This window comes from Mesomycoplasma molare, from assembly GCF_024918955.1.
GTDB lineage: Bacteria > Bacillota_I > Bacilli_A > Mycoplasmatales > Metamycoplasmataceae > Mesomycoplasma_A > Mesomycoplasma_A molare.
In genome coordinates this window covers 786,072-808,459 of sequence record NZ_CP103423.1, presented here as the reverse complement: position 1 = coordinate 808,459, position 22,388 = coordinate 786,072, and the positions used below count along the sequence as shown (strand labels likewise).

Sequence of the window (22,388 nt, the reverse complement as noted above, 5' to 3'; positions counted from 1 at the left end):
TTTTTGTTTTATTATAAAATTTTAGGATTTTGATTTATTTTAATTTCATCTATTTTACCTAATTTTAATTTTATTATTTTGTTACATAATTCAGCTACAGAAGGATCGTGTGAAACCATTACAATAGTTGTTCCGTATTGTTTATTAATGTATTGCAACACTTTTAATACGGCTTGGGATGTTTTTTCATCTAAAGCACCTGTTGGTTCATCTGCAAAAATAATATCTGCATTTTTAGATAAAGCTCTTAAAATTGAAATTCTTTGTTGTTGTCCACCTGACATTTGAGAGGGATATTTATATTTAATATCTTCTATTTCAAATTCTTCAAATAATTTATGAATATCCAAAACTTTTTCTTTATTTTTTTGTAAATAAGCTCCAGTTTCTACATTGTCATAACCATTAAGATTTTGTAACAAGTTATAACTTTGAAATATAAAGCTCACATTTTCTCTTCTAAATTTAGTTAATTGTGAATCCTTATAATAAACTAAATTATTATTTGCGACAATTACTTCTCCTTCAGAAGGTCTATCTAAACCTGAAATAATATTTAAAAGGGTACTTTTTCCTGAACCTGATTTACCAAATAAAACAGCAAAGTCACCTTTTTCAATGTTTAATGTAACTCCCTTTAAAACCTCTGTTATAACAGAACCTGAAAGATAAGATTTTCTAACGTTTATAACTTCTATTATGTTGTTATTAGTATTTTTGCTAATTACTTCTCCAATTTTTTTTCTAGGTTTATTATTAGCTTTTTTTATTTTCCTAATTTCTGATTTACTTAAAATTACAGGATTATCTTTAATTTTATCTTTCATTATTTTCCTTTCAATAAATAAATAGCTTTAATTTTGTTTAAATTTAATCAAGCAATTAATGAAGTTAATGTATAAACTATTGCAAGAGCAAAAATTGATATTAATACATGGGTTCATTGTAATGATAATACTAGCACTATTGAACTTGAAGAAATTAGAAATGCATTAAATAAGGCGATAAATCCTATAACAATAGGAATAGCAATTAAAGTAGAGATAAATAATAAAGGCACATAAATTCCGAAAAACAGTTTAATCTTTTCTTTATTAGAGTATCCTAAAATAGAGAAAATAGCAATATTTCTTTCGTTTTCAGCAATAATCATATTTGATATCATTATTAAAATTACTATAGATACATTAAAGAAAATAATAACAACAGATAAAGTTAATTTTGAAATAGTATCAGAAATTTGGTTTACGAACCCTATTTCTATATTTTTAGCATCGACGCTTGTAGAAACGGATGAATAAATATTTTTTGAGTATAATTCTATAAAATTATTAACTCCTTGTTTAATTAAAGAAGTATTATTATTTTTAAATTGATCACTAGTAATATTTTCATAACTTAAATCTAAATTTTCTAGATTATCAATCAAACTACCTTTATAAACTAAAACTTTTTTAATTAACTCATCAGAAAGACCACTATTTTTTAAAGCTCCCAGTTGAGATCCACCTGTTGAAAAAATTTGACTAAAGTAATTTTCATATTGCTCTTTAGTTTCAACAACAATGCTATCTCCACCAAATCAATAACCTGAATTAGAAAATAGACCAATAGATGCGATTGTTTGTTCTGGTATTTGATCCACTGATAAAATACCATTAAATCCATCATTACTTAATTTATCTAAGCCAATTAAATTATTTGCAATATCTTTTGTGGTAGCTAATTCGCTATTTATAAAAGTATTAATTATTGCAACAATTTTAAATTTATCTTTATCTCAAGATTTATTTTCAATTTTTCTAATAAATCTATCAGTTGGATTTTTTATTTCTAATTCAATTTCATCACCTAATTTTAAGTTATTTTTTCTTAAAAATACATGGTTTGCAGCAAGTGGTTTAATAGTACCGTTTTTGTTATATTTATCAATAATTTCTAATAAATTATTTCCCTTACTGTCATTTATTTTAACAAATTTTGATTTTGGATCATAACCATAGATTTTTAAATTACTATCATTTTGATAACTTGTTTGAACATAAGTAAACTTTTCATTTGTATCATTATTAAATGGAACACCACCAAATGCTATATAAAAATCATTTATATCAATTTTTTTATAACCTTCAACCAAAAAGTTCCTGTATTCATCACGATATTTATTTGTGGTAATAGCTTCTCTAGAATATTCATTATTTTCAGAATTTCAAACCATATATCAGAATTTACCACCTGAGGAAATATTTTCATCTTCTATAAATTTAAAATAATTTAAAGGTTTTTCTAATGTTCCTACAAATTCAAAAATATATTTTTCATTTAATTTGTTTATTTTTTCAACAGTTTGAATGTTCTGTGTTTTTTCTAATTTTAAAATAGCTTCTTTGGAAACTTTTAAAGTTCTGGCTTTTTGGCTATCTGGCATAGAATTTAACACTATATCTCAAGGCGAAATAGAAATAGAAGATTCAACTTGTAATTGCAATGCAGCTCTTGTTAAAACATGGGGATCATTATTTTGAGGATTACCATTTTTATCACCCGAACCATTTACTAAAGATCTCCCTGGTAGGAAATAATTATTAGATTCTATATTAGATTCACTAGCTTCACCTAATGGAACATATAGTAAATTATATAAATCATCTTTATTAAATGTTTTATATTGACCAGATTGAGTTGTAGGTGTTTCTAAATCTAATTTGTAATTATAATTTCTATTTTCATAAGTAGTATCAACCGAATTCTTAAATACCCCATTAGAAGCAATAGAAAAAATAGAAATAAAAGCAGTTAAAACTGTAGATATAACTAGTGACAATAATTTTCAAAATGAATTTATTGAAAGTGAAGCTATAAATTTATTTTGAATATTTCATTTTTTATAACCTTTAGATAAAAAATGTGCTAATCTAGAAATGTTAATTTCAGCTATTCCAGACATTAATTCTATAGGTTTCTTTCTTAGAGTTCATAGAGCGGATAGAACAACTAGTATAGATAACGCTATAAATGGAACGATAATAGTTAAAACAAAAGGAATTCATTCAAAATAAATATTATTTGTTGGTAATGTTCAATATGAAGAAAATACATTTTTTAAAGGGATTTGTAGTAATAATCCTAATGTATAACCAATTACACCTCCAATTATTGAAGTTAATAAAGGGAAAGAAATGAAAGAAAAGGCAATCATTGAAGATTTATAACCTTGTGCTCGCAAGATTCCAATTACTTTATTTCTTGTTGATATATATCTTTTAGTAATAAATATGGTTGAAATGGAAATTAGTACAAACATTAAGGTTACCATATAGAAATTAGCTTGAGTTATTAAATTAATTAAAGAAAATCCTGTGGAAATTCTTAAACTTCTTTCTGGATTTACAATGTCGAGTTCATTAAAGTTATAAACTTTTTTCAAACTAGAATTAGAGAAATTATTTTGAATATATTTTTCAATATCTTGGTTAAAACTGTATTGCTCTTTAATATTTTCTAACTTAACCAGTAAATAGTCTTTTAGTGCATTTCCTCTAAATGATTCTCTAATTCTATCAAACCCTCATTTATTTACATAAATAAGCGCTTGATTTTTGGTGTTAACTTGAATATTTTCTTCATCAAGAACAGGGAAAAGATAGTCAATTGTATTATCATCACCAACTATTAAAAATTTAGATCCATTTACATTTAAGACATATTTTTCATCTAAGGATTCTATTAATTTTTCTAAGCTTAGAAAGTCGGAAGGTAAAGTTTCTTTATAAGCTTCTTTTTTGTTTTCAATTAAAAAACTCTTATTAACTTTAGCAACTAAAGATCTAATGTCCTTAAATACTAAAAATTTATTTTCTTCTCTTATAGTCGTTGAAGCATCAATAAGATCATAAAATAATTTATTGATATTTATATCAAAAAAAGTAAATTCATTTTGTTCAGTTGTTTTTAAAATATTTTTATCAATGTAGTTTACATATGCTAAATCTAAGGATAATCCTTTGACTTCATGGTTTTCTAATCTATATTCAAAAACAGTTTCAGAGTAATCATTTTTTGAAAATAAATTAATTATTTCTTTTATTTTTTCTTTATAAACTTCAGAATTATTTTCTTTTAGTTTATGAAAATCTATAACTCTATTTTTTAAAATAAAAGATAAGTTAGCATTTCCATAATCTCCTGTTCCTGCAGTTGGATTAGCTGTAAATCAAGCGGCAACAGTAGGGAAAATTACTCCAGAATACGTAGAAGCAACTGTGTCAGATAAACCTAAAGCTAAAAACGCACTAGACTGAGTAGTAAATTCTTTTCTTAAAGAATTAATCATTTCTAAATTTATATTATCTTTTGAATGTGTAAAATCATTTAAAATATCAAAAGTTGAATTTAAACTATGGAAATAAGAAGAATCACGGTGGAATTTTCTCATATGAGTTATTTGAGATAAATTAGAAATAAATTCAGTTTTATTTTTTAAAATTCATTCAGATAAAGATAAATTATTTTTAGGGTTAATCTTTTTGAATATGAGAGATATTTCATTATCTACTTCAGGATTTATAATACTTTTAAGCTCTTGATTTGTGTTATTTTTATCATTGCTAAAAATAGTTTCAGCACTCATAAAAGGATTAACTATTCCTCTACCAATAGGTTCTATATCATTTCCAAAGGCTATAAATTTTTGAACATAATTATCTTTATTATCATATAGCTTTTCGTTATTTAAATCCGCATATAAGTTAGAAAAACGATTTCTAGCTAATTGTTCAAATTGAACAAATGCATTTTTAATTTCTTCTTTACTCAAATGATTATTTTCTATAATAAATTTAATTCAAAAATTGTAAAATACTAAACTATTTACAGAAGCTGAATATTCGGAACTATTTACTACTTTTGATACAACTTGTTTAGCTTCATTTTTAGCTCTTCTAAGTGCAGTATTACCTGTAGCTCTTTCACTATAAATATCATGTAAATAATCTGCTATACTTGGTGAATCGCTAACGCTATTAAATTCTTTATTAATTTCGATTCCTGTATTAGTTTTTTTATATTTTTTTATTAAAAATAAATCAATAATTTCTAAGAATAAGTTATTTCTAGAAATTATTTCTTCCTTGTTATCTAATGCTTCGTTTTTGATTAATAAATATGTTTTTATAAACTCTTGATCTTTTGAATTTAGTTGTTCTTTAGATTCTAATTTAGCATTTAAATGATTAGAAGTGTTAATAATTGATTCTAATTTAGCATAAGATAGAAGCTCTAAGTTTTGTAAACTAAATAAATCTACTTTTTCATTATCTGCTTCCGGAACTGAATAAGTAATTCCTAAAGCCCCTTGACTTTTTGTTTTACCTGAAAGATTTAAAAGAGTTTCTACTGCATTTAATAAAGAACTAGATGAGTTATTATCTTTAAAATACGAATCTAAAAAAGCTAAAATAAGATTAGAAGTTTTCAAACTTTTAGTTACAAATAAAACTTTTTCCGGACTATTGGAATTTTTAAATGTTTTTTTATCTTCAAAATATGTGTTTTCTAAGTTTTCTTCTATTAAACTTAGTAGTTTATTTTTATCTAAAATATTAATTATTTGTTTCAAACCATTATTAATATTTTTAAAATTATTTTGAGCTAAGTTTTGGTCTTTATTAGAATTTAATTTATTAAATATATCAATAAGAGAATTAGTAATTTGTTCTTTTAATACACTTTCTTTATAATTATTTATTAATTCGTTAAAAATTATACCTTTATATTTATGCTCTGATTCATTGTATTTAGTAGATAAAAGAATGTCAAAGTCAATATTATCAATTATTTTATTTATTCCTATTTTAAAAATCTCAAAATCTACCGATTTTATTAAAGGCACTACCAGATCAGAAATACCAAAGTAATAAAAAGCATTTTGACCATTAGTTTCTTGTTTATTTCATTTATTTTCATATCAATCGTGAATTTCGGTTAAGAATGCTTTGAAATTAACAGAAGAAATAATATTTTTTATTCCTTCTAAAAATTCAATAGGATCATTAATGAAAGCTTTGATGTCTTCCTTAGAACTTAACTGAGAAATGTTGCTTCAGATATTAATTCCTGCATTATCTAATACAATTCCTAATTTATCTATTTCTTCAAATAAATAATCTTTTTGTTGTTCTAAAGAGTTTCCGTGATTTCTAATTTTGTTTTGTATTTGTTCAATAAAATTATTAATGACATCGTTTAAAAAAGTGTCTTGATTTTGAATTGTTACTAAGTATAAGGATTCAAAAATCATTCTTTGCATTAATGATTGATCATTTTTACCATTTGTAAAAATTTCGTAGTATTCTGTGTTAGAAAAGGATTCCTGCATTGCTATAAAAAGTTTTTCTAATTCATTAACTTTAATATAGTTTTCTTTAACAAGATCACTATTTATTATACTTTTGAATAAACTATTAAATAAAGTTTTAACAGTTTTATTAGTTTCAATTTCTTTTAATAGTTCGCTTGATGGAGCTCTGTAAATAAAAGGAACATAATAAGTGTTTGAAAAATTCTCATTTACTTTAAATCAACCATTTTTAGAAATATCACTTTTAATTTTTAAATTAAAAATATTCATAAAATCATAAATTTCTTGTAGTAAAAATTCATTTTTACCTTTAAAAATTATTTTTATTCAGTTATCATCGCTATTTTTTTTATAAATAACATACCCATTTGTTTTTTTTGTAATGGAATAAATTTTATTTTCAGAATTATCTTTAGGAACTAGTATTACAACTTTTTCTTTAGCTTTTGAATTTGAAGTTAATCCTTGTTGAACATTAATAAATTCAATGGTTGGAGAAATATGGGAAGATTCTGGTATAAAACCTTGAAAAATAGCATTAATAATTTCTATTTCATAAATAGAGTCCACTTCATGTTTATTTATTTTTGTATCCGGTTGAAGAAATAAGTGTGATTTTTCTAAACTTTCATTATATAGTTTACCAACTTCTTGTTTTCTTTCTTCATCAAAAAAATCGTTATTTATTCCTGCATCAACAAAGTGAAAAGTGTAATTTTCACCATTTTTATCGTTTATGGAACTAGTTGTAATTGATCTTCTTCTTCCCAGTCCAAAAACTCTTTCATCATTTTTTACATAATCAAAAATTGTATTTTTAGCATTATTAGATACAGAATTTTTTAATCTTAAATAGTTTAGGTCAACAATTTCATTATTTGATAAAGAAGCTAATTGCTCGGAAGTTAAAGATTTTAAGTTATTTTCATTTCCTAAATTTTCTATATCTTTGATGGTTGTTTGTTTTTTTTGTAAATCTTTCTCATTATATATGGTGGTAACAAGATCATCTTTATTTAATTTTTGTTTAATAGTAAAAGAATTTTTATTATTTTTTTTATTTATTATTTCTTTTTCTCAATAACGTAAGTTTTTTATTTTATTAAATTCTTCAGGACTTTTTTCTTTTAATGTTTTTAGATAATAAAGAAAAGAACTAGAAAAGGGAATTTCTTTAGAATCTAAATCATGCAATTCAAATTTGTTTAAAATATATTTAATTTCATAACTATTTCTAGAAATTCAGTCCGGATTTAAAGTATAGTTTATTCCATGACTAAAGGTAAATATTTCTTTAATTTTTATGATTTTATCTTCATTTATTCTAATATTTGAAATTCTTAATGATGAATTAGTAGTTCCTTCAGGTTTTAAAACGATGTTAGAACTAAAAGTTGATGCTCATTTAGCGATATTATCTCAATTAAATAATTCAGAAGAAAAAGAACTTCTTCCTTTTAATTGAAAATTTGAATTTACGTTTTCTAATCCTACTAAATTAGCAGTCTCATTTTCAGTTAAAAGATATAATACTCCTATATTTTCTCAAAAGTTTATTTTAGAAATATCAAATGTAGCTTCTTTGGTTTGAACATTAACACCCATTCTATTTATAGAAGAAATTGAGTGATTTTTTCCTCCAGAAAAAAAACCACCCTCTTCTCCTGTGCTTGCAATATTTATTATTTCTTTTAAAGAATATATTTTGTCTAGTGATACACTAGAATTTTTTGAAAGTGTTATTTTTGACTCTTTTATTTTATAATTTTCATTTTCTTTTTCATAAATAAAAAAAACTTTAGAATTTTCTTTTTGAATAGAAAAAGAATTATTATTTAAATCAAAATTAAATTCTTTATTATCTATATTTGAAATATTTTTATTAATATCATATTCTTTTTTTAAATCATTTGCAGATATATAATAATTACTAAAATTATTTTTAACACCTAAACTATCTAATTTAATAAATTTTTCGTTTATTTTAAATTCGACCTCTTCCTCATTATTAGTATTTAAAGGTTTAAATGTTTCAACTTCAAGCTTTTTATAACCATTATCTTTGGCATTTGCACTAAAATTAATATCTAAATCTACTGTTGAATCATGTAATTTGGAAACAATATTATATTTATTAATTTCTCTATTAAAAGATTCTTTAACACTAAAAAGTAGAGTAAAAACTCCTGTCGTTAAAAAGATTAAAATAGATAAACTAACTGTGGTTATTTTGTTTTTAGATAATGATTTAAAAATCTCTTTTAGCAGTTTAAACATTTTGCCCCCTATAACCTAATTTATAAAAAATAATAAAATTATATTAATTTTTTTAAAATATTAAAAAATAAAAAAATCAATTTTCTGCTTTTGTTATCAAAAAAAAGCAAAAAAGCAAAAATTAGCCATTTTTATTAGTATTTTTTATTTTTTTTGTATAATTAACTTAACTTTAAATTGCAAGGAGAAAAAAATGAAAGTATTAGTAATAAAAGGTTCAATTGTGAACTCGGGAACATCAAGTTCAAAACTTATGACAGATAAATTTATGGATTTTTATAAAGAAAAAAACCCATCACACGAAATTATTGAATTAGATTTAAACAAAGAAAAAACAGCATCAGTTTCATTAAGTGAAGCAGGTTTAGTGGGTGGTCAATTTTGAAAAGACATTGAAGCAAATAAATTAGTTGATTTATTAAAAAGTGTAGATAAAGTAGTATTTTCAACATCAATGGTTAACTTTAACTATTCAGGAGTTGTTAAAAACTTTATTGACGCTATTTGTATTCCAAATGTAACATTTACTTATAAATATAGCGAAAAAGGACAAGCAAAAGGGTTATTAGACCACTTAAAAGTGCAAATTTTAACTTCACAAGGTGCACCTGCTGATTGATATCCTTTCGGAGACTTTACAGCCAACTTAAAAGGTACATGAGAATTTTTAGGTGCTAACGTAGTTAGTTATGTAAAATTAGCAGGTACAAATGTTGCTCCGCTTCAAACAATGACAGCAGAAGAAAAAGTTGCTACAATTGAAAATGAATTAAAAGAAGCAGCATCAAAATTTTAATTTAATATATAATTAAAATATATGGAAGTCAAAAGAAAAAAAGTACATATTGTTCAATTGCCTCAAAAAGTGTTAAGAGAAAAATCGAAAGATGTCCCTTGGCCTTTAATTCAAGAAGATATAGAATTAGCTGAGCAAATGATTGATCACATTGATTATTCTCAAGAAGAAAATCAAACTATGTATCGACCAGGTGTAGGTGTTGCAGCTGTTCAATATGGAATTTTGAAAAATATGTTTTATGTTAATGTAAATGAAGGAAAAGATAAAATAATTTTTAGAGATGTAATTATAAATCCGAAAGTTATTGCTTTTTCTGAAGAAAAATTAGCATTACATCATGGTGAAGGTTGTTTAAGCGTTAAAGAGAGTTGACCAAATCAAGAAGGTTTTGTAAAAAGAAGAAAAACTATTAAAGTAGAAGGTTATTCTTACTTTGAAAAAAAGAAAAAGATTTGAACAGTTTCTGGATACGTCGCAATTGTATTTCAACATGAACTAGATCATTTACAAGGTAAATTATTTATCGATCATATAGATAATAAAAAACCTTGATTTAAAGAAAAAAATTTAATTACAATTTAAAATCCTAATTAAAATTGGGATTTTTTTATATTTTAAAAAAACTAAAAAAAACCTAAAAAAGTGAATAAAAATGAACTTTTATGAAAAAATAATAACTTTTAAATAAAAAAATAGATAATTATAGTGAACATTGTTTATGTTCTTAAATAACTAAAAAGGAGCCATCACATGCTAGATCAATTAGTTTTACAATTTGAACAATTAACAAAACAAGAATTCAATCAAGAAAAAGAACGAGTTAACTATTTTATAGAAAGCGCTAAAAAAGAAATAGAAATTAGCATAGGTCAGAAAAGAAGATATAAATTTCATAAGTTTATAACAGGATTAAATTTAGAAAAATATATTTTTATTCAATTCGAAAAAGTATCAATTGTTATAAATTTAAATACAGAAGAATCAGAAGAAATTAACTTTATTTCATATAAAGAGGATGAAATAAATGAAAAAGTATTTTATATTCCTATTTTTGGATTATGTATTTATGAAGAAGGGCAAATAATTAATTTAGAGACAAAAGAAATTATAAACAAAGGAATTATTAGTAAATATTATGAAAATTTACATAATAAAACAAATAACAATACATTAAATTTCAGAGAAGAAAGATTAAAAATGTTTAAACTAGAAAAAATTTCTAGTAGAAGTTCTGAAAATAATTCTATAAATGTCGGTGAAAATAATGAAATTTTAAATTTTAAAGTTTCTAATGAAGTGCCTCATTCATGATGATTTAAACAAAAAAATTCCTGAAATAAAATCGGCTACACTCAATTAGAAAATGCAGGTCTTTGTGAATATATCGCTTTAGCAATGATGATTGAATATATGGAAACATTTGTTAGCTCTGGCTTTTTTTCAAATTCAGAATTAGAAAAATATTTTTCAAGAAATACAAACACTTCTTATAATATTGAAAATGCAATTTCATTTTATAAAAATTATGAAAACAATAATAAAATTGATTCTTTGGTTTTTAATTTGTATAAATTGAATGATAAAAAAATAAATTTAAAATATGCTTCAGAAGTTCATGATACATTGATGAAATTTTTAAAAAACAAATCTATCCAAAATAAACTTGAATGAGATTGAAGTAATAGTTGAATGCACCCATCAAATCCAGAAGATTATCTATTAAAACATAATGTTCCAGTAATGTTATCTTTTGTAAGTTCTAATCTTATGTCAGGTCATAATATTGTAGTTTATGGTTATGATAAAAAAAGTGGTAAATTATTAGCTAATTATGGTTGGGGAAATAATTATTCACAAAGACTATTATCTAGAAATAGCGTATGAAACTTTTGATCATTCGGTTATTGATATGCCTTTAAGTTAAGAGAAAATTCTCACAAAGAAGAATTAAAACCAATGTTTAATTTCGGAGGAAAAGATATGTCTTATAAAGAAGCAAAAGAAAAAGGATATATTAATGATTAAACTTAAAGTATTAGCTATATTCAATTTTATTATAGAACTTTCTTTATTATTATTTTTAATTTTTGGCTGAACTTTTTTAATAAATTCAGGTGGGTGAAAAAATCTCATAATTTTCATATGATTTACAATATTTTTATCAAGCGCTTTTTTAATTTGAATAATTTATAGTATTTTTTTAGTAGTAGCAAACAAACAATTTAGTTTATCAGAATCATTATTGATAATATTTGCACCTTATATTTTAGCTTGAAGAAAAAATAAAGAAAACATAGCAAAATTAAATAGAAATAAAAAGTTTTGAATTTGAATTTTAATTTTTATTGTAGTATTTAATTTAACTATTCCACTTCTTTCGTTAATTTTTGATAGAACTATTTCCAATCTAACTACGCCTTTTATTCTTATTACTTTGCCATCACTGTTATCACTATTACCTTTTGTATTTCTTGATTTCTTTTCAATAAAAAAATAAATAAAAAATCTGGATTATATTTATCCAGATTTTCTTTTTAATTTTTAGAATTTAATAAAATATTAGTTTTCTTTTACGTCAGCTTTAATAGTATCATCGTTTTCTGAGTTAGCTTGTGCATTAGCGCTTTGTTGAGCGAATGCTTGAGCGGCTTGTTCGATTTGATCTAATTTCATTTTTAATTCATCAATTTTTTCTTCTTTAACTAGTTCTTTCAATTCATCTATTTGTTTAGTTAACATTTCTTTTTGTGAAGCTTCTACTTTATCACCTTGTTCAGATAAAGATTTTTCTAATTGAGAAATTAATCCTTCAGCTCTTACTAATGTTTCTACTTTTTCTTTTTTCTTAGCATCGGCTTCTCTATTTTCTTCAGCTTCTTTAATCATTTTTTGGATTTCTTCTTCACTTAATGAAGATGAATTTTCGATTGTAATTGTTTGTTCTTTATTAGTTTTTTTGTCTTTAGCAGTAACTTTTGTTATTCCGTTAACATCGATAGAGAATGAAACTTCAATTTGTGGAACTCCTTTAGGAGCAGGTTCAATTCCGGATAAATTAAATCTTCCTAAAACTTTATTATCAGCAGCCATTTGTCTTTCTCCTTGAACTACAGAAATGGTTACTTCAGGTTGGTTATCAGCGGCTGTTGAGAATATTTGAGATTTTGTAACAGGAATTGTAGTGTTTCTTGGTATTAAAGGAGTTGCAATACCTCCCATAGTTTCAATACCCAAAGTTAAAGGTGTTACATCTAATAGTAAAACATCATCAATTTCACCAGCTAAAACTCCTCCTTGAATTGCAGCACCTATAGCAACAACTTCATCAGGATTAATACTTCTATTAGGTTTTTTACCTAAAGTATGTTCAATCATTGTTTGAACAGCAGGTATTCTAGTTGAACCACCAACCAATAATACTTCATCTAAATCTTTAGCTTCTAATTTAGCTTCTTTTAAAGCATCCATTATAGGTTTTCTTGTTCTATCTACTAAATGAGCTGTCATGCTTTCAAATTCTGATCTTTTTAATTCTAGTTCGACATTAATAGGTCCATTTTCTGAAACTGATAAGAATGGTAATGAAATAGTTGTTATAGATTGCTCTGAAAGAGAAATTTTAGCTTTTTCAGATTCTTCTTTTAATCTGGCCATAGCCATTTTGTCGCTAGTTGGATCAAAGTTGTGTTCAGCTTTAATTTTTTGGATAAGTCATTTTACAATTTCATTATCTCAATCATCTCCACCAAGTCTATTATCACCACTTGTAGAAAGAACTTCGAATGTCCCTGCTGCTAAATCTAGAACAGAAACGTCAAATGTCCCTCCTCCTAAGTCATAAACAAGAACTTTCATTTCCTTATCTGTTTTATCTAAACCAAAGGCAAGTGCCGCAGCTGTAGGTTCGTTAATAATTCTTAAAACATCTAATCCAGCTATTTTACCTGCTGTTTTTGTTGCTTCACGTTCAGCATTATCGAAATAAGCTGGAACAGTAATAACTGCTTTTGTGATTTTTTTACCAACTTTTTTTTCTGCATATTCTTTTAAATAAGAAAGAATCATTGCTGAAATTTCTTCTGGTTTATATTCTTTATTATTTGCCTTTACGGTCTTTGAAGTCCCCATTAATCTTTTTATAGAAGCGATAGTATCAGGGTTTGTTTCTAATTGTCTTTTAGCGATTTCCCCCACTATAATATCTCCATTTTTAAATGAGACAACAGAAGGAGTTGTTCTTTTTCCATTTGGATTTTCTAAAACTATAGGTTTTTTATCTTCAATAATTGAAACAACTGAATTTGTTGTTCCTAAATCTATTCCTAAAACGATTTCTTTTGCCATTTTTAGTCTCCTTTTTAACATTTAAATTATTTATGTAGCAATATTATAGCATAAAAATTAGCACTCTACAATAAAAAGTGCCAATTTTATATTTTTGTTTTTCAGAGTTTATAAAATAGTTGTTAATTTATAAAAAAATAGTCACTTTAAATAAAGCGACTATTCCTAAAATGCAAATTGAAGTGCACCAGTAGTTTTTATTATAAAAACATTGTACTACAATTTATAATATTTTATACCCCTACTTACTATTAAGGGGTGAAGGGGGATATCCCCTTCTTTTAATTCCGCTTGTAAAGCGGTTTTTTATTAATGAAGTTAATAAAAATTATGGGGCGAAATTTTTCGACCCTTTCATTATTTTCTTGTAATAATCTCGTAATTTTTAATAGTTTTAATTAATATTTGTTTAATTTTTCTATTTCTTCTTCATATACGTCAAAAGCGCATTTTCCTTCTAGTATGTCTCTATTCATAAAATTTATTCTTTTTCAAGATTTAATATTTCTTCTCTAGAAACTTTATTAAAGTCAGTTCCTTTCTTATAAACCCTTCTTACAATTCCGTTAAAATTTTCATTGGTTCCTCTTTGAAAAGAAGCGTATTTATCGGCTTTATAAATTTTAATTCCTAATTTTTTCGCTAATATTCCAACCGCATTAAATTCAATTCCATTATCAAAAGTAATACTTTCAACAGGTAATTCTAGTGTATTTATTCTTTCATAAAGCACTTTATTAATGTAAAAGGATTTTTACTTGATACTTTCACAATTATTCCTAATCTGCTTTTTCTCTCAACTAAAGTTAAAAGACTAGAATGCCCTGCGGATTTTTTACCTATAACTAAATCACCCTCTCAATGCCCAAATGTTTCTCTTAAATCAATATGTTTTGGTCTAGCTCAAATAGGAAAAACATAATTTGATTGTACAAGTCTTTCAATAACATTATTTTTTCTTTTTCCGCCTTTTGTATAGTGCTTTCTTAATCTATCTTTATTAGTTAATACTCATTTTCCTGTATTAATCCAATTAAAAACAGTCCTTAGTGAAGGGATTTTAATGTTTTTGACTCCTTCTTTTATTAAGTTGTAAGTCATTTTTATTCCGCATGTTGCTTTGTTAAAATTGTCTTTAATAAGTTTACTAAATTCTTTATAATCATCCATTTGAGAAAAGAAAAACAATCTTTTATGTTTATGTCTTATTTTAGCTTTTTCATTTGCTATCAAATGATCGTAAAATCCGTAAAAATTTGAATTTCTTTTCAATTCTCTTGACACTGTTGAATGATTGATATTAAGAAAATTAGCAATTTGTCTAATTGAATATTTTTATAAAACAATTTCTCTATTAAAAATCTTTTTCAGCATTTAAATGGGAATAATGCTTTGTTGTATTATAATTCATATGGTCCTTTCAATAAAAAGTATGTTGTCTTAAATTTTTATAGAGTAGTTTTTTTATTTAAAAAATCAAGTGCAACCACTTTTTAATTTTACATTATAGTGGTGCACTTGATTTTGCATTCAGGGAATAGTCACTTTAAATAAAGCGACTATTTTAATTAGTAATATTATTTTGATTTTTGGATTTAAAGAATGTTAATAGTGTATTTATAGATGTATTAATATCAATTTTATTATTTATGTCTTCGTTAGTAATTAAAGGAGAAACAAAGTTTGTAATTTTTTCAATTGTTTCTTTATTTAAATTAGAAGTTAGTGCAACAATATTCTCAACTTCTTGTTCTAAATTAGGGTTAGTTATTTTAGCTTCTTCATATAACTTATTAATTTCTTCTTTTAAATAATTTGTTGCAATTTCTTTTTGTTTTTCAGGACTAGATAAATTGTATTCAGGTTTATCAATTTTTAATCTATCAATAGCTTTATCTACTACTTCTTCTAAACTTTGTTCTATATTTAATTTTTTAAAATTATCTTCAATAAAAGGGAATACTATTTGTTGAATTCTTTTATCATTAATTAATTTAGAAGCATTTTTAAACATATCTTTAACAATTTTCTTTTCTTCTTCTGATCATTCAGAACTATTTTTTGAGAAAATTTCTACTACTTTTTGAGCATTTTCTGTTAAGTTTTCAAAACTATCTTTTAAAGAACCTAGAAGAGTTTCTATACCTTGACCTCTTCCACCTGTCATAATATAAACTCCTGATTTACTACTTTCAGAGAAACTAGTTTCTTTTTCGGAAGAAGTTAATAATACGTTTGAAAATAATAAAGATCCAGGAATAGTTAAAGCAACGTTAGAAACACCATATATAGATCTTAATATAAGTTTAGTAACTTTGTTTTTTCTTTTAAATTTTTCTTTTCTTTTTTTCTTTCCGAAAAGAGAAAAAGTAAAGACAATAGATATAACAATTATTCTAATAATTCAATAAATTATCAATGAAATAATAGTTATTGCTAAGCTTAATACGTTTTCATATTCTTTTTTTAAATTACTTTTAATTACATCGAATAATATAATTGAAGTTACTATTGTTAAAATTAAAGAGATAATTTTCGCAATAGTTATTTTTAACTTAAAGAAAAATCCTATTAAAAAAGATAATCCAATTAAAAATACAAATAGAATTGGTACCCAAATATTAGGGTTTGTATTAGAAAAAGAGTTTAAAAAATTAATTATTGACTCTAAAAAACTATTGTTTTTATTTTCCATTATATCTCATCCTCCCATACGAATTCATAATCATAAATCCTTACAACATCTCCTTTTTGAACATTAAGTTCTAGAAGTTCGTTTCACACACCTAGTTCTTTTAATTTCATATTAAATCTTATTAAATTATCGTGAGAAACAATCGGTATCTTATTATAAATTTCTTCTACTTCAGGCCCGAAAACTTCAAAAAGACCTTCGTGTATTTTTTTAACCTCATGGTATTTATTTAATGTTATAGTTACTTCAGAAAAAGTTTTTTCAAATATAGGAGTTTTTTCTTTTTGCAACGCTTCTCATAAAGAAGATTTTAAAATTTCTATATTTTTATTTTCTAAAGCACTAATTTCTATTATATCAACATCTTTTATATTGTTTTTGAAATATTGTACTTTTTCTTTAAAACACTCTTGATCTGATTTGTTTGCAACTATTATTTGTTTTCTATTTTCTAAATTAAGGTTATATTCTTTAATTTCTTTGTTAATTTCTTGATAATCCTTTATGGGGTCTTTATTTTCATCACCAAAATCAATAATATGAGCAATTACTCTACATCTTTCGATATGTTTTAAAAATTGAATTCCTAAACCTTTTCCTTGAGCAGCTCCTTGTATTAATCCAGGTAAATCAGCGGCTACAAAAGAGTTTTCATAACTTTTTACAAGTCCTAATTGAGGTACTAAGGTGGTGAAATGATAATCAGCAATTTTTGGTTTAGCATTTGAAATTTTTGACAAAATAGTTGATTTACCAGCAGAAGGTTTTCCCACAAAACCAACATCAGCTAAAACTTTTAAGTTAAGAGTTAGATTGAATTTTTCTCCAGGATCACCATTTTCACTAATTTTAGGAGCTGTATTTTTAGAAGATTTAAATTTGGTATTTCCTCTTCCTCCTTTTCCACCTTTAGCAACTAAATAATTATCTTCTGTTATGATGTCGTGCATTAATCTATTGCCATCATATACTAGTGTTCCAATAGGAACTTTTATATAAATATCTTTTCCGGCAGCACCATATTGGTTTTTTCTTCTTCCATTTTCTCCATCATTACCTTTTATTATTTTTTTTAAATAAAGGGGTAGAAGTGTATTCATTCCACTATCTCCTACAAAGTAAATAGAACCTCCATCACCTCCATCACCTCCATCAGGGCCACCTCTATCCACATGTGCCTCTCTTCTGAAAGCGATCATTCCGTTTCCGCCTTTACCAGCTTGTACCTTTATTTTTACTTCATCAATAAATTTCATATTCTCCTTATTAAAACATAAAAAGTTATATTTTTTGCATTATATAATTATAATATTATAGATTATTAAAGTTAACAAAAAAATTTTTTTAAAAAATATAAAAAAATTCTTGTTTTTTCAAAAAAATGTTCTATAATATTGAAGTATTAAACGCGAGTGTAGTTTAATGGCAGAACTTCAGCCTTCCAAGCTGACTATGAGGGTTCGATTCCCTTCACTCGCTCCAATCAGAAATGACCTAATAAGCCATAAGGCTTATTTTTTTATTAAATATTTAAAAAGCAAACCTTTTAAGTTTGCTTTAAATACTTTTAATTATTTACCTAAACAAAAATTTTTAAACATAGAATCTAACAATTTTTCATTATCAGCCTTACCTCTTATGTTTACTAAATCTTCTCAGGCTTTTCTTAAGTCTACAATGACTATATCGGGTTCAATACCATCTTTTAAGGAAGATAAAGAATTTTTAATAGAAAAATAAGCAGATTTAATTAAAGATAATTGTCTAATGTTAGTTATATTTCTTTCATCATTAATATCGATATTTTGATATTTTTCAATAATTTTATTTTCTAAATTTTCTATATCGTTATTTTTAGCGCTTATATAAATTAAATCTTTTTCTAAAGATGAAATATTTAATAAATCTTTTTTATTATAAACTGGTATATAAGTTTTATTTTTTGATTTTTCCTTTATTAATTCATCAAAACTATCTATTTTTTTTGTAGAATCAATTAAGTGGATAATTATATCACTTTCTTCTATTTGAATAAACGATCTTTCTATTCCGATTTTTTCAACTTTGTTAGAAGCTTCTCTAATTCCGGCTGTATCTTTGATTACAAAAGGTATACCTTTTAAAATAAATGAAGATTCAACAACATCTCTAGTTGTTCCCTCCTCATCCGTAACTATAGCTTTTTCTTCATTTAATAAAGCATTAAGAAGAGAAGATTTACCAGCATTTGGTTTACCTACTATAGCTATTTTTACACCATCATAGATTATTCTTGATCTTTCAGATAAATCAATTGTTTCTTCTAATTCGTTTTTAAGTTTAGTTATTTTTGGTATTAAAGTTTCGTTTGTAAGAATTTCTACATCATCATATTCAGGATAATCAATATTAACTTCAATGATACCAATAATTTCTAAAAGTTTTTGAATCAAATTGTCTATATATAAACTAGTTTTGTTGTCGAATTTTTTAATAGAAGCTTTGGTTTGTAAAGTTGTTTTAGCGTGAATTAAATCGTTAATAGCTTCAGCTTTTACTAAGTCCATTTTTCCATTTAAAAAAGCTCTTCTAGAAAATTCTCCAGGTTCTGCCATTCTTGCTCCATTTGCTAAAATTAATTCTAAAATTAAATTAGTATTAACTATACCACCATGAGCATTTACTTCAACAGTGTTTTCTCCTATAAAGTTATTTTTCCCTTCGAATCATAAAACAAGAACTTCATCAATAACTTCATCTCCGTTTTTGATTCAACCATATGTAATTTCTTTATCTTTTCCAACTTTTCCTGTAAAAACCTTTTTAATTATATTAAATGAATCAGGTCCTGTTAGTCTTATGATCGAGATAGCTTGATTGACTTTCCCTCCAGAAGAAATAGCAACTATATTATCAAACATTAATATCCCATTTTCTTTTCATATTCATCTAAAGTTCCTCTAAAAATAAAAGACGAATCCGGTTTTATTTCTAAAATAACATTTGAAACTTGCTTTACAAAAGCTCTATTATAAGTTGTAAAAATCATAGATGATTTATATTCTGCAAGTCCTTCTATAACAGAATCAATAGACTCAGTATCTAAATGATCTAAAGGTTGATCAAAAATTAAGAAGTTAGATTCTTTTAACATCATTCTAGAAAACATTAATCTTGCTTTTTCTCCTCCGGATGTTACTTTTACGTTTTTAAACACAGAGTCTCCGCTAAATAACATTCTTCCTAAAAAACTTCTAATTCTTTGATCGGAATTGTCTTTATTACTTTCTTCCGAGTTTTCTATAGGTCATTTACTTAATCATTCCATTAAATTTTCGTCTTTTGTAAAGTATTCAGAATTATCAGAAGGGAAATATTCAGGAGTAATAGTAGATCCTCATATTACTTTTCCGGATGTTGGTTGTTCTTTACCTAAAAGTATTTCCAATAATTTAGTTTTAGCAATATCATCTTCCCCTAAAAGAACCATTTTTTCTCCAGGTAAAATATCGAAAGATAAATTATCAAATAAAATTTCTCCAGTTTCAGGGTTTTTATAAGATAATTCTTCAACTCTTAAAATTTGTTTTCCTGGTTGTTTAAAAATATCAAATCTAATAAAAGGATATTTTCTAGAAGAAGGTTTTATTTCCTCTAATGTAATTTTTTCTAATGATTTTTTTCTAGAAGTAGCTTGTGAAGATTTAGAAGCATTAGCTGAGAATTTTGCAATAAATGCTTGTAATTTTGCAATTTGTTCTTCTTTTTTAGCGTTAGAGTTTTTTTGCATTTCTCTAATTAATGCAGATGATTCTTTTCAAAAACTATAGTTACCTGTAAACATTTTAGCCTCACCAAAATCGATATCAACAATATTTGTACATACTTGATCTAAAAAATCACTATCGTGAGAAACTACAATAACAATATTTTGATATTCAACTAAAAAGTTTTCTAATCATTTAATAGCTTTTAAGTCTAAATGGTTTGTTGGCTCATCCATTATTAAAATATCTGGATTTCCAAATAAAGCCTTAGCTAAAAGAACTTTAACTTTTTGAGAAGCTTTTAAATCGCTCATTTTTACATTTCATTTTTCTTTAGGAATATCTAAACCAGCTAGTAAAATTTGAGCATCGTTTTCAGCGTTTCATCCACCCATCATTCCGTATTTTTCTTCTAATTCTCCGGCTTTTGTGTAATCTTCTTCTGTTGAATTAGGATTTTCGTAAATAGCGTTTTTTTCTTGTTGTATTTTAAAAAGATCTTCATTTCCCATTATAACTACATCAGTAACATTATAATCATTATACATATTATGATCTTGACTTAATACAGAAATTCTTTGATTTTTATCTTTAATTATTTCTCCAGAAGTTGATTCTATTTGTCCTGAAATAATTTTTAAAAAAGTGGATTTTCCAGCTCCGTTTGCTCCAATTATTCCGTATGTATTACCTTCTGTAAATTTTAAGTTAACATTATCAAATAATTTTTTATCATAAAAAATCTTTGATAGATTTTTAATTTCTAACATTTATTACTCCTTTTTATTTAATAATTTTATTTTATATATCTTTAAAGTAAATAAATTGCTAAATTACTTATTAATATTTAGAAATTTTATTTATAAAAAATGCTTTATTTTTTACTTGTAAATTATACTATTTTATTTTTTAAAATAAAAAAGAGAGTAAAATTAATAAAATGAAGAATAAGGATTTTTGAAAGGTTTTTTTATTTATAATTAAAGTCACATTTATTGGCTTTGGTGGTGGAAATGCACTAATGCCAATAATAAAAAAATATGCAGTAGAAGAAAATAAATGAATTACAGAAAAAGAATTTAATGATGCTATTATTGCTGTTAATTTAATTCCAGGTCCTGCTGTTATTGAAATGTTATCTTATATTTCTATAACTAAACTAGGAAAACTTTTAGGAACATTAGTAGTGCTTTTAGCGGTTATGCCTCATGTTATTTTGTCAATGATTTTATTTTATTTATCTAATTTCTTACCAATAAAATATCTTTTTGTTCTTAATGTAGCTGTACTGCCTGTATTAATAGGAGTTATATTAGTATTTGCTTATAGATATTTTAAAACGAGTTTTAAAAATCTAACTTTATCAATTTGAATAGCCTTATTTATGGTCAGCTTAGCATTTTGTTTATTTGTACCAGCGCCTTTTAATATACCAGCCATTCCTTTAATTATTGTTATACTTTTTGTATTTATATTTGAGTTTATAAAGGCAAAAAGAAAGGTCAAAAAATAATGTTATCAGCTATTATTTTTTCATTGATTGCTATTGTAATAATAGGGATAATAGTTTTTGGTGGTGGTCAAGTTTTTATGCCTATATATCAAAACTTTTGACTTTTTATTTCTAATAAATTTGATCTTAATATAACCCAAGAAAAAATTGATACCATTTTTACAATAACAAATTCAACTCCAGGAGTTGTTTCAACTAAGTTCGCTGCTTTTACCGGAATTTTGATTTCAAATGGAGCATGATGAGGATGAATTGTTTCTTTACTTACGTATTTGGTTTTTTGTTTACCTTCTGTATTTTTAATGATTTTGTCTGTAAAACTTATAAAAAATACAGAAAAAAATAAGTATTTAAAAAAAGTGATCACTTTTTTAAATCCAGTTATTAGTGGTATTTTAATAGCGTTAGCTATTCAACTTTTTATAGCAATCACTTTCCCTAATGTGTACTTTAATAATTTAGATTTAAATTATTTCGGTTTTAAAAATAGCGATAAAACAGTTTTCTTTTCTGGTTGAAGATTTATTGCATTAATTATTTATTCATTATCTTTTATTGTTTTTTCTATACTGTGAAGCATTAAGAAAAAACCTATTATTTATTTAATTATTATTTCTGTATTGTGTGCTTTTATTGTTTTTCAACCTTGATTATAA

Annotated in this window: 15 protein-coding genes and 1 tRNA gene; 7 read left to right on the top strand and 9 right to left on the bottom strand. The window is 24.7% G+C overall.

Going from position 1 to position 22,388, the window contains the following annotated elements:
* Positions 1-11 precede the first annotated feature (11 nt).
* The gene (locus NX772_RS03705) at positions 12-827 is read right to left on the bottom strand and encodes an ABC transporter ATP-binding protein (protein ID WP_051542216.1); all 816 of its coding nucleotides are present in this window, start codon (positions 825-827) and stop codon (positions 12-14) included.
* Positions 827-8,635: an ABC transporter permease gene (locus NX772_RS03700; RefSeq protein WP_259429368.1), complete on the bottom strand. Its 7,809-nt coding sequence runs from the start codon at positions 8,633-8,635 to the stop codon at positions 827-829. Before NX772_RS03700 ends, NX772_RS03705 begins: the two co-directional genes overlap by 1 nt.
* 193 nt (positions 8,636-8,828) lie before the next feature.
* Between NX772_RS03700 and NX772_RS03695 the strand changes: the two genes are divergently transcribed.
* The 4 genes from NX772_RS03695 to NX772_RS03680 all read left to right on the top strand — a co-directional run bounded on the left by NX772_RS03695 (position 8,829) and on the right by NX772_RS03680 (position 11,931).
* Positions 8,829-9,431 (top strand): FMN-dependent NADH-azoreductase, encoded by a 603-nt coding sequence (locus tag NX772_RS03695; RefSeq protein ID WP_027123584.1) that lies wholly within the window; start codon positions 8,829-8,831, stop codon positions 9,429-9,431.
* A gap of 21 nt (positions 9,432-9,452) precedes the next feature.
* Complete coding sequence (gene def / locus NX772_RS03690) at positions 9,453-10,016, top strand: peptide deformylase (protein ID WP_036450362.1); 564 nt, start codon at positions 9,453-9,455, stop codon at positions 10,014-10,016.
* Between the two features lie 168 nt (positions 10,017-10,184).
* Positions 10,185-11,459, top strand: coding sequence for a putative cysteine peptidase (locus NX772_RS03685; protein WP_051542214.1), 1,275 nt, complete (start codon positions 10,185-10,187; stop codon positions 11,457-11,459).
* The gene (locus NX772_RS03680; RefSeq protein ID WP_027123582.1) at positions 11,452-11,931 is read left to right on the top strand and encodes a hypothetical protein; all 480 of its coding nucleotides are present in this window, start codon (positions 11,452-11,454) and stop codon (positions 11,929-11,931) included. Before NX772_RS03685 ends, NX772_RS03680 begins: the two co-directional genes overlap by 8 nt.
* Before the next feature lie 62 nt (positions 11,932-11,993).
* On the opposite strand, the gene dnaK is transcribed toward NX772_RS03680, so the two are convergent.
* The 5 genes from dnaK to obgE all read right to left on the bottom strand — a co-directional run bounded on the left by dnaK (position 11,994) and on the right by obgE (position 17,729).
* Positions 11,994-13,778, bottom strand: a complete 1,785-nt coding sequence (gene dnaK / locus NX772_RS03675) for a molecular chaperone DnaK (RefSeq protein WP_027123581.1) — start codon at positions 13,776-13,778, stop codon at positions 11,994-11,996.
* A gap of 481 nt (positions 13,779-14,259) precedes the next feature.
* A complete protein-coding gene (locus NX772_RS03670; protein WP_259429367.1) occupies positions 14,260-14,511 on the bottom strand; it encodes an IS30 family transposase in 252 nt (83 codons plus the stop codon).
* On the bottom strand, positions 14,493-15,062 hold the full coding sequence (locus tag NX772_RS03665) for an IS30 family transposase (RefSeq protein WP_465223502.1): 570 nt from the start codon (positions 15,060-15,062) through the stop codon (positions 14,493-14,495). Before NX772_RS03665 ends, NX772_RS03670 begins: the two co-directional genes overlap by 19 nt.
* A 280-nt stretch (positions 15,063-15,342) precedes the next feature.
* Positions 15,343-16,473, bottom strand: coding sequence for a hypothetical protein (locus tag NX772_RS03660; RefSeq protein ID WP_156925618.1), 1,131 nt, complete (start codon positions 16,471-16,473; stop codon positions 15,343-15,345).
* Entirely contained in the window at positions 16,473-17,729 is a 1,257-nt protein-coding gene (gene obgE / locus NX772_RS03655) for a GTPase ObgE (protein WP_027123398.1), read from the bottom strand. The genes NX772_RS03660 and obgE overlap by 1 nt, the downstream gene beginning before the upstream one ends.
* Positions 17,730-17,881: 152 nt before the next feature.
* On the opposite strand from obgE, the gene NX772_RS03650 reads away from it, so the two are divergent.
* Positions 17,882-17,955 (top strand) — tRNA-Gly (locus NX772_RS03650).
* Positions 17,956-18,044: 89 nt separating this feature from the next.
* On the opposite strand, the gene mnmE is transcribed toward NX772_RS03650, so the two are convergent.
* Both mnmE and NX772_RS03640 read right to left on the bottom strand, forming a co-directional pair.
* Positions 18,045-19,373 carry a tRNA uridine-5-carboxymethylaminomethyl(34) synthesis GTPase MnmE gene (gene mnmE, locus NX772_RS03645; protein ID WP_211246864.1) on the bottom strand — a complete coding sequence of 443 codons (1,329 nt, stop codon included), beginning with the start codon at positions 19,371-19,373 and terminating at the stop codon, positions 18,045-18,047.
* Entirely contained in the window at positions 19,373-20,989 is a 1,617-nt protein-coding gene (locus NX772_RS03640) for an ABC-F family ATP-binding cassette domain-containing protein (protein WP_027123400.1), read from the bottom strand. Before NX772_RS03640 ends, mnmE begins: the two co-directional genes overlap by 1 nt.
* Before the next feature lie 170 nt (positions 20,990-21,159).
* On the opposite strand from NX772_RS03640, the gene NX772_RS03635 reads away from it, so the two are divergent.
* Together NX772_RS03635 and NX772_RS03630 are read left to right on the top strand one after the other, a co-directional pair.
* Positions 21,160-21,732: a chromate transporter gene (locus tag NX772_RS03635; protein WP_027123401.1), complete on the top strand. Its 573-nt coding sequence runs from the start codon at positions 21,160-21,162 to the stop codon at positions 21,730-21,732.
* A complete protein-coding gene (locus NX772_RS03630; RefSeq protein ID WP_027123402.1) occupies positions 21,732-22,388 on the top strand; it encodes a chromate transporter in 657 nt (218 codons plus the stop codon). Before NX772_RS03635 ends, NX772_RS03630 begins: the two co-directional genes overlap by 1 nt.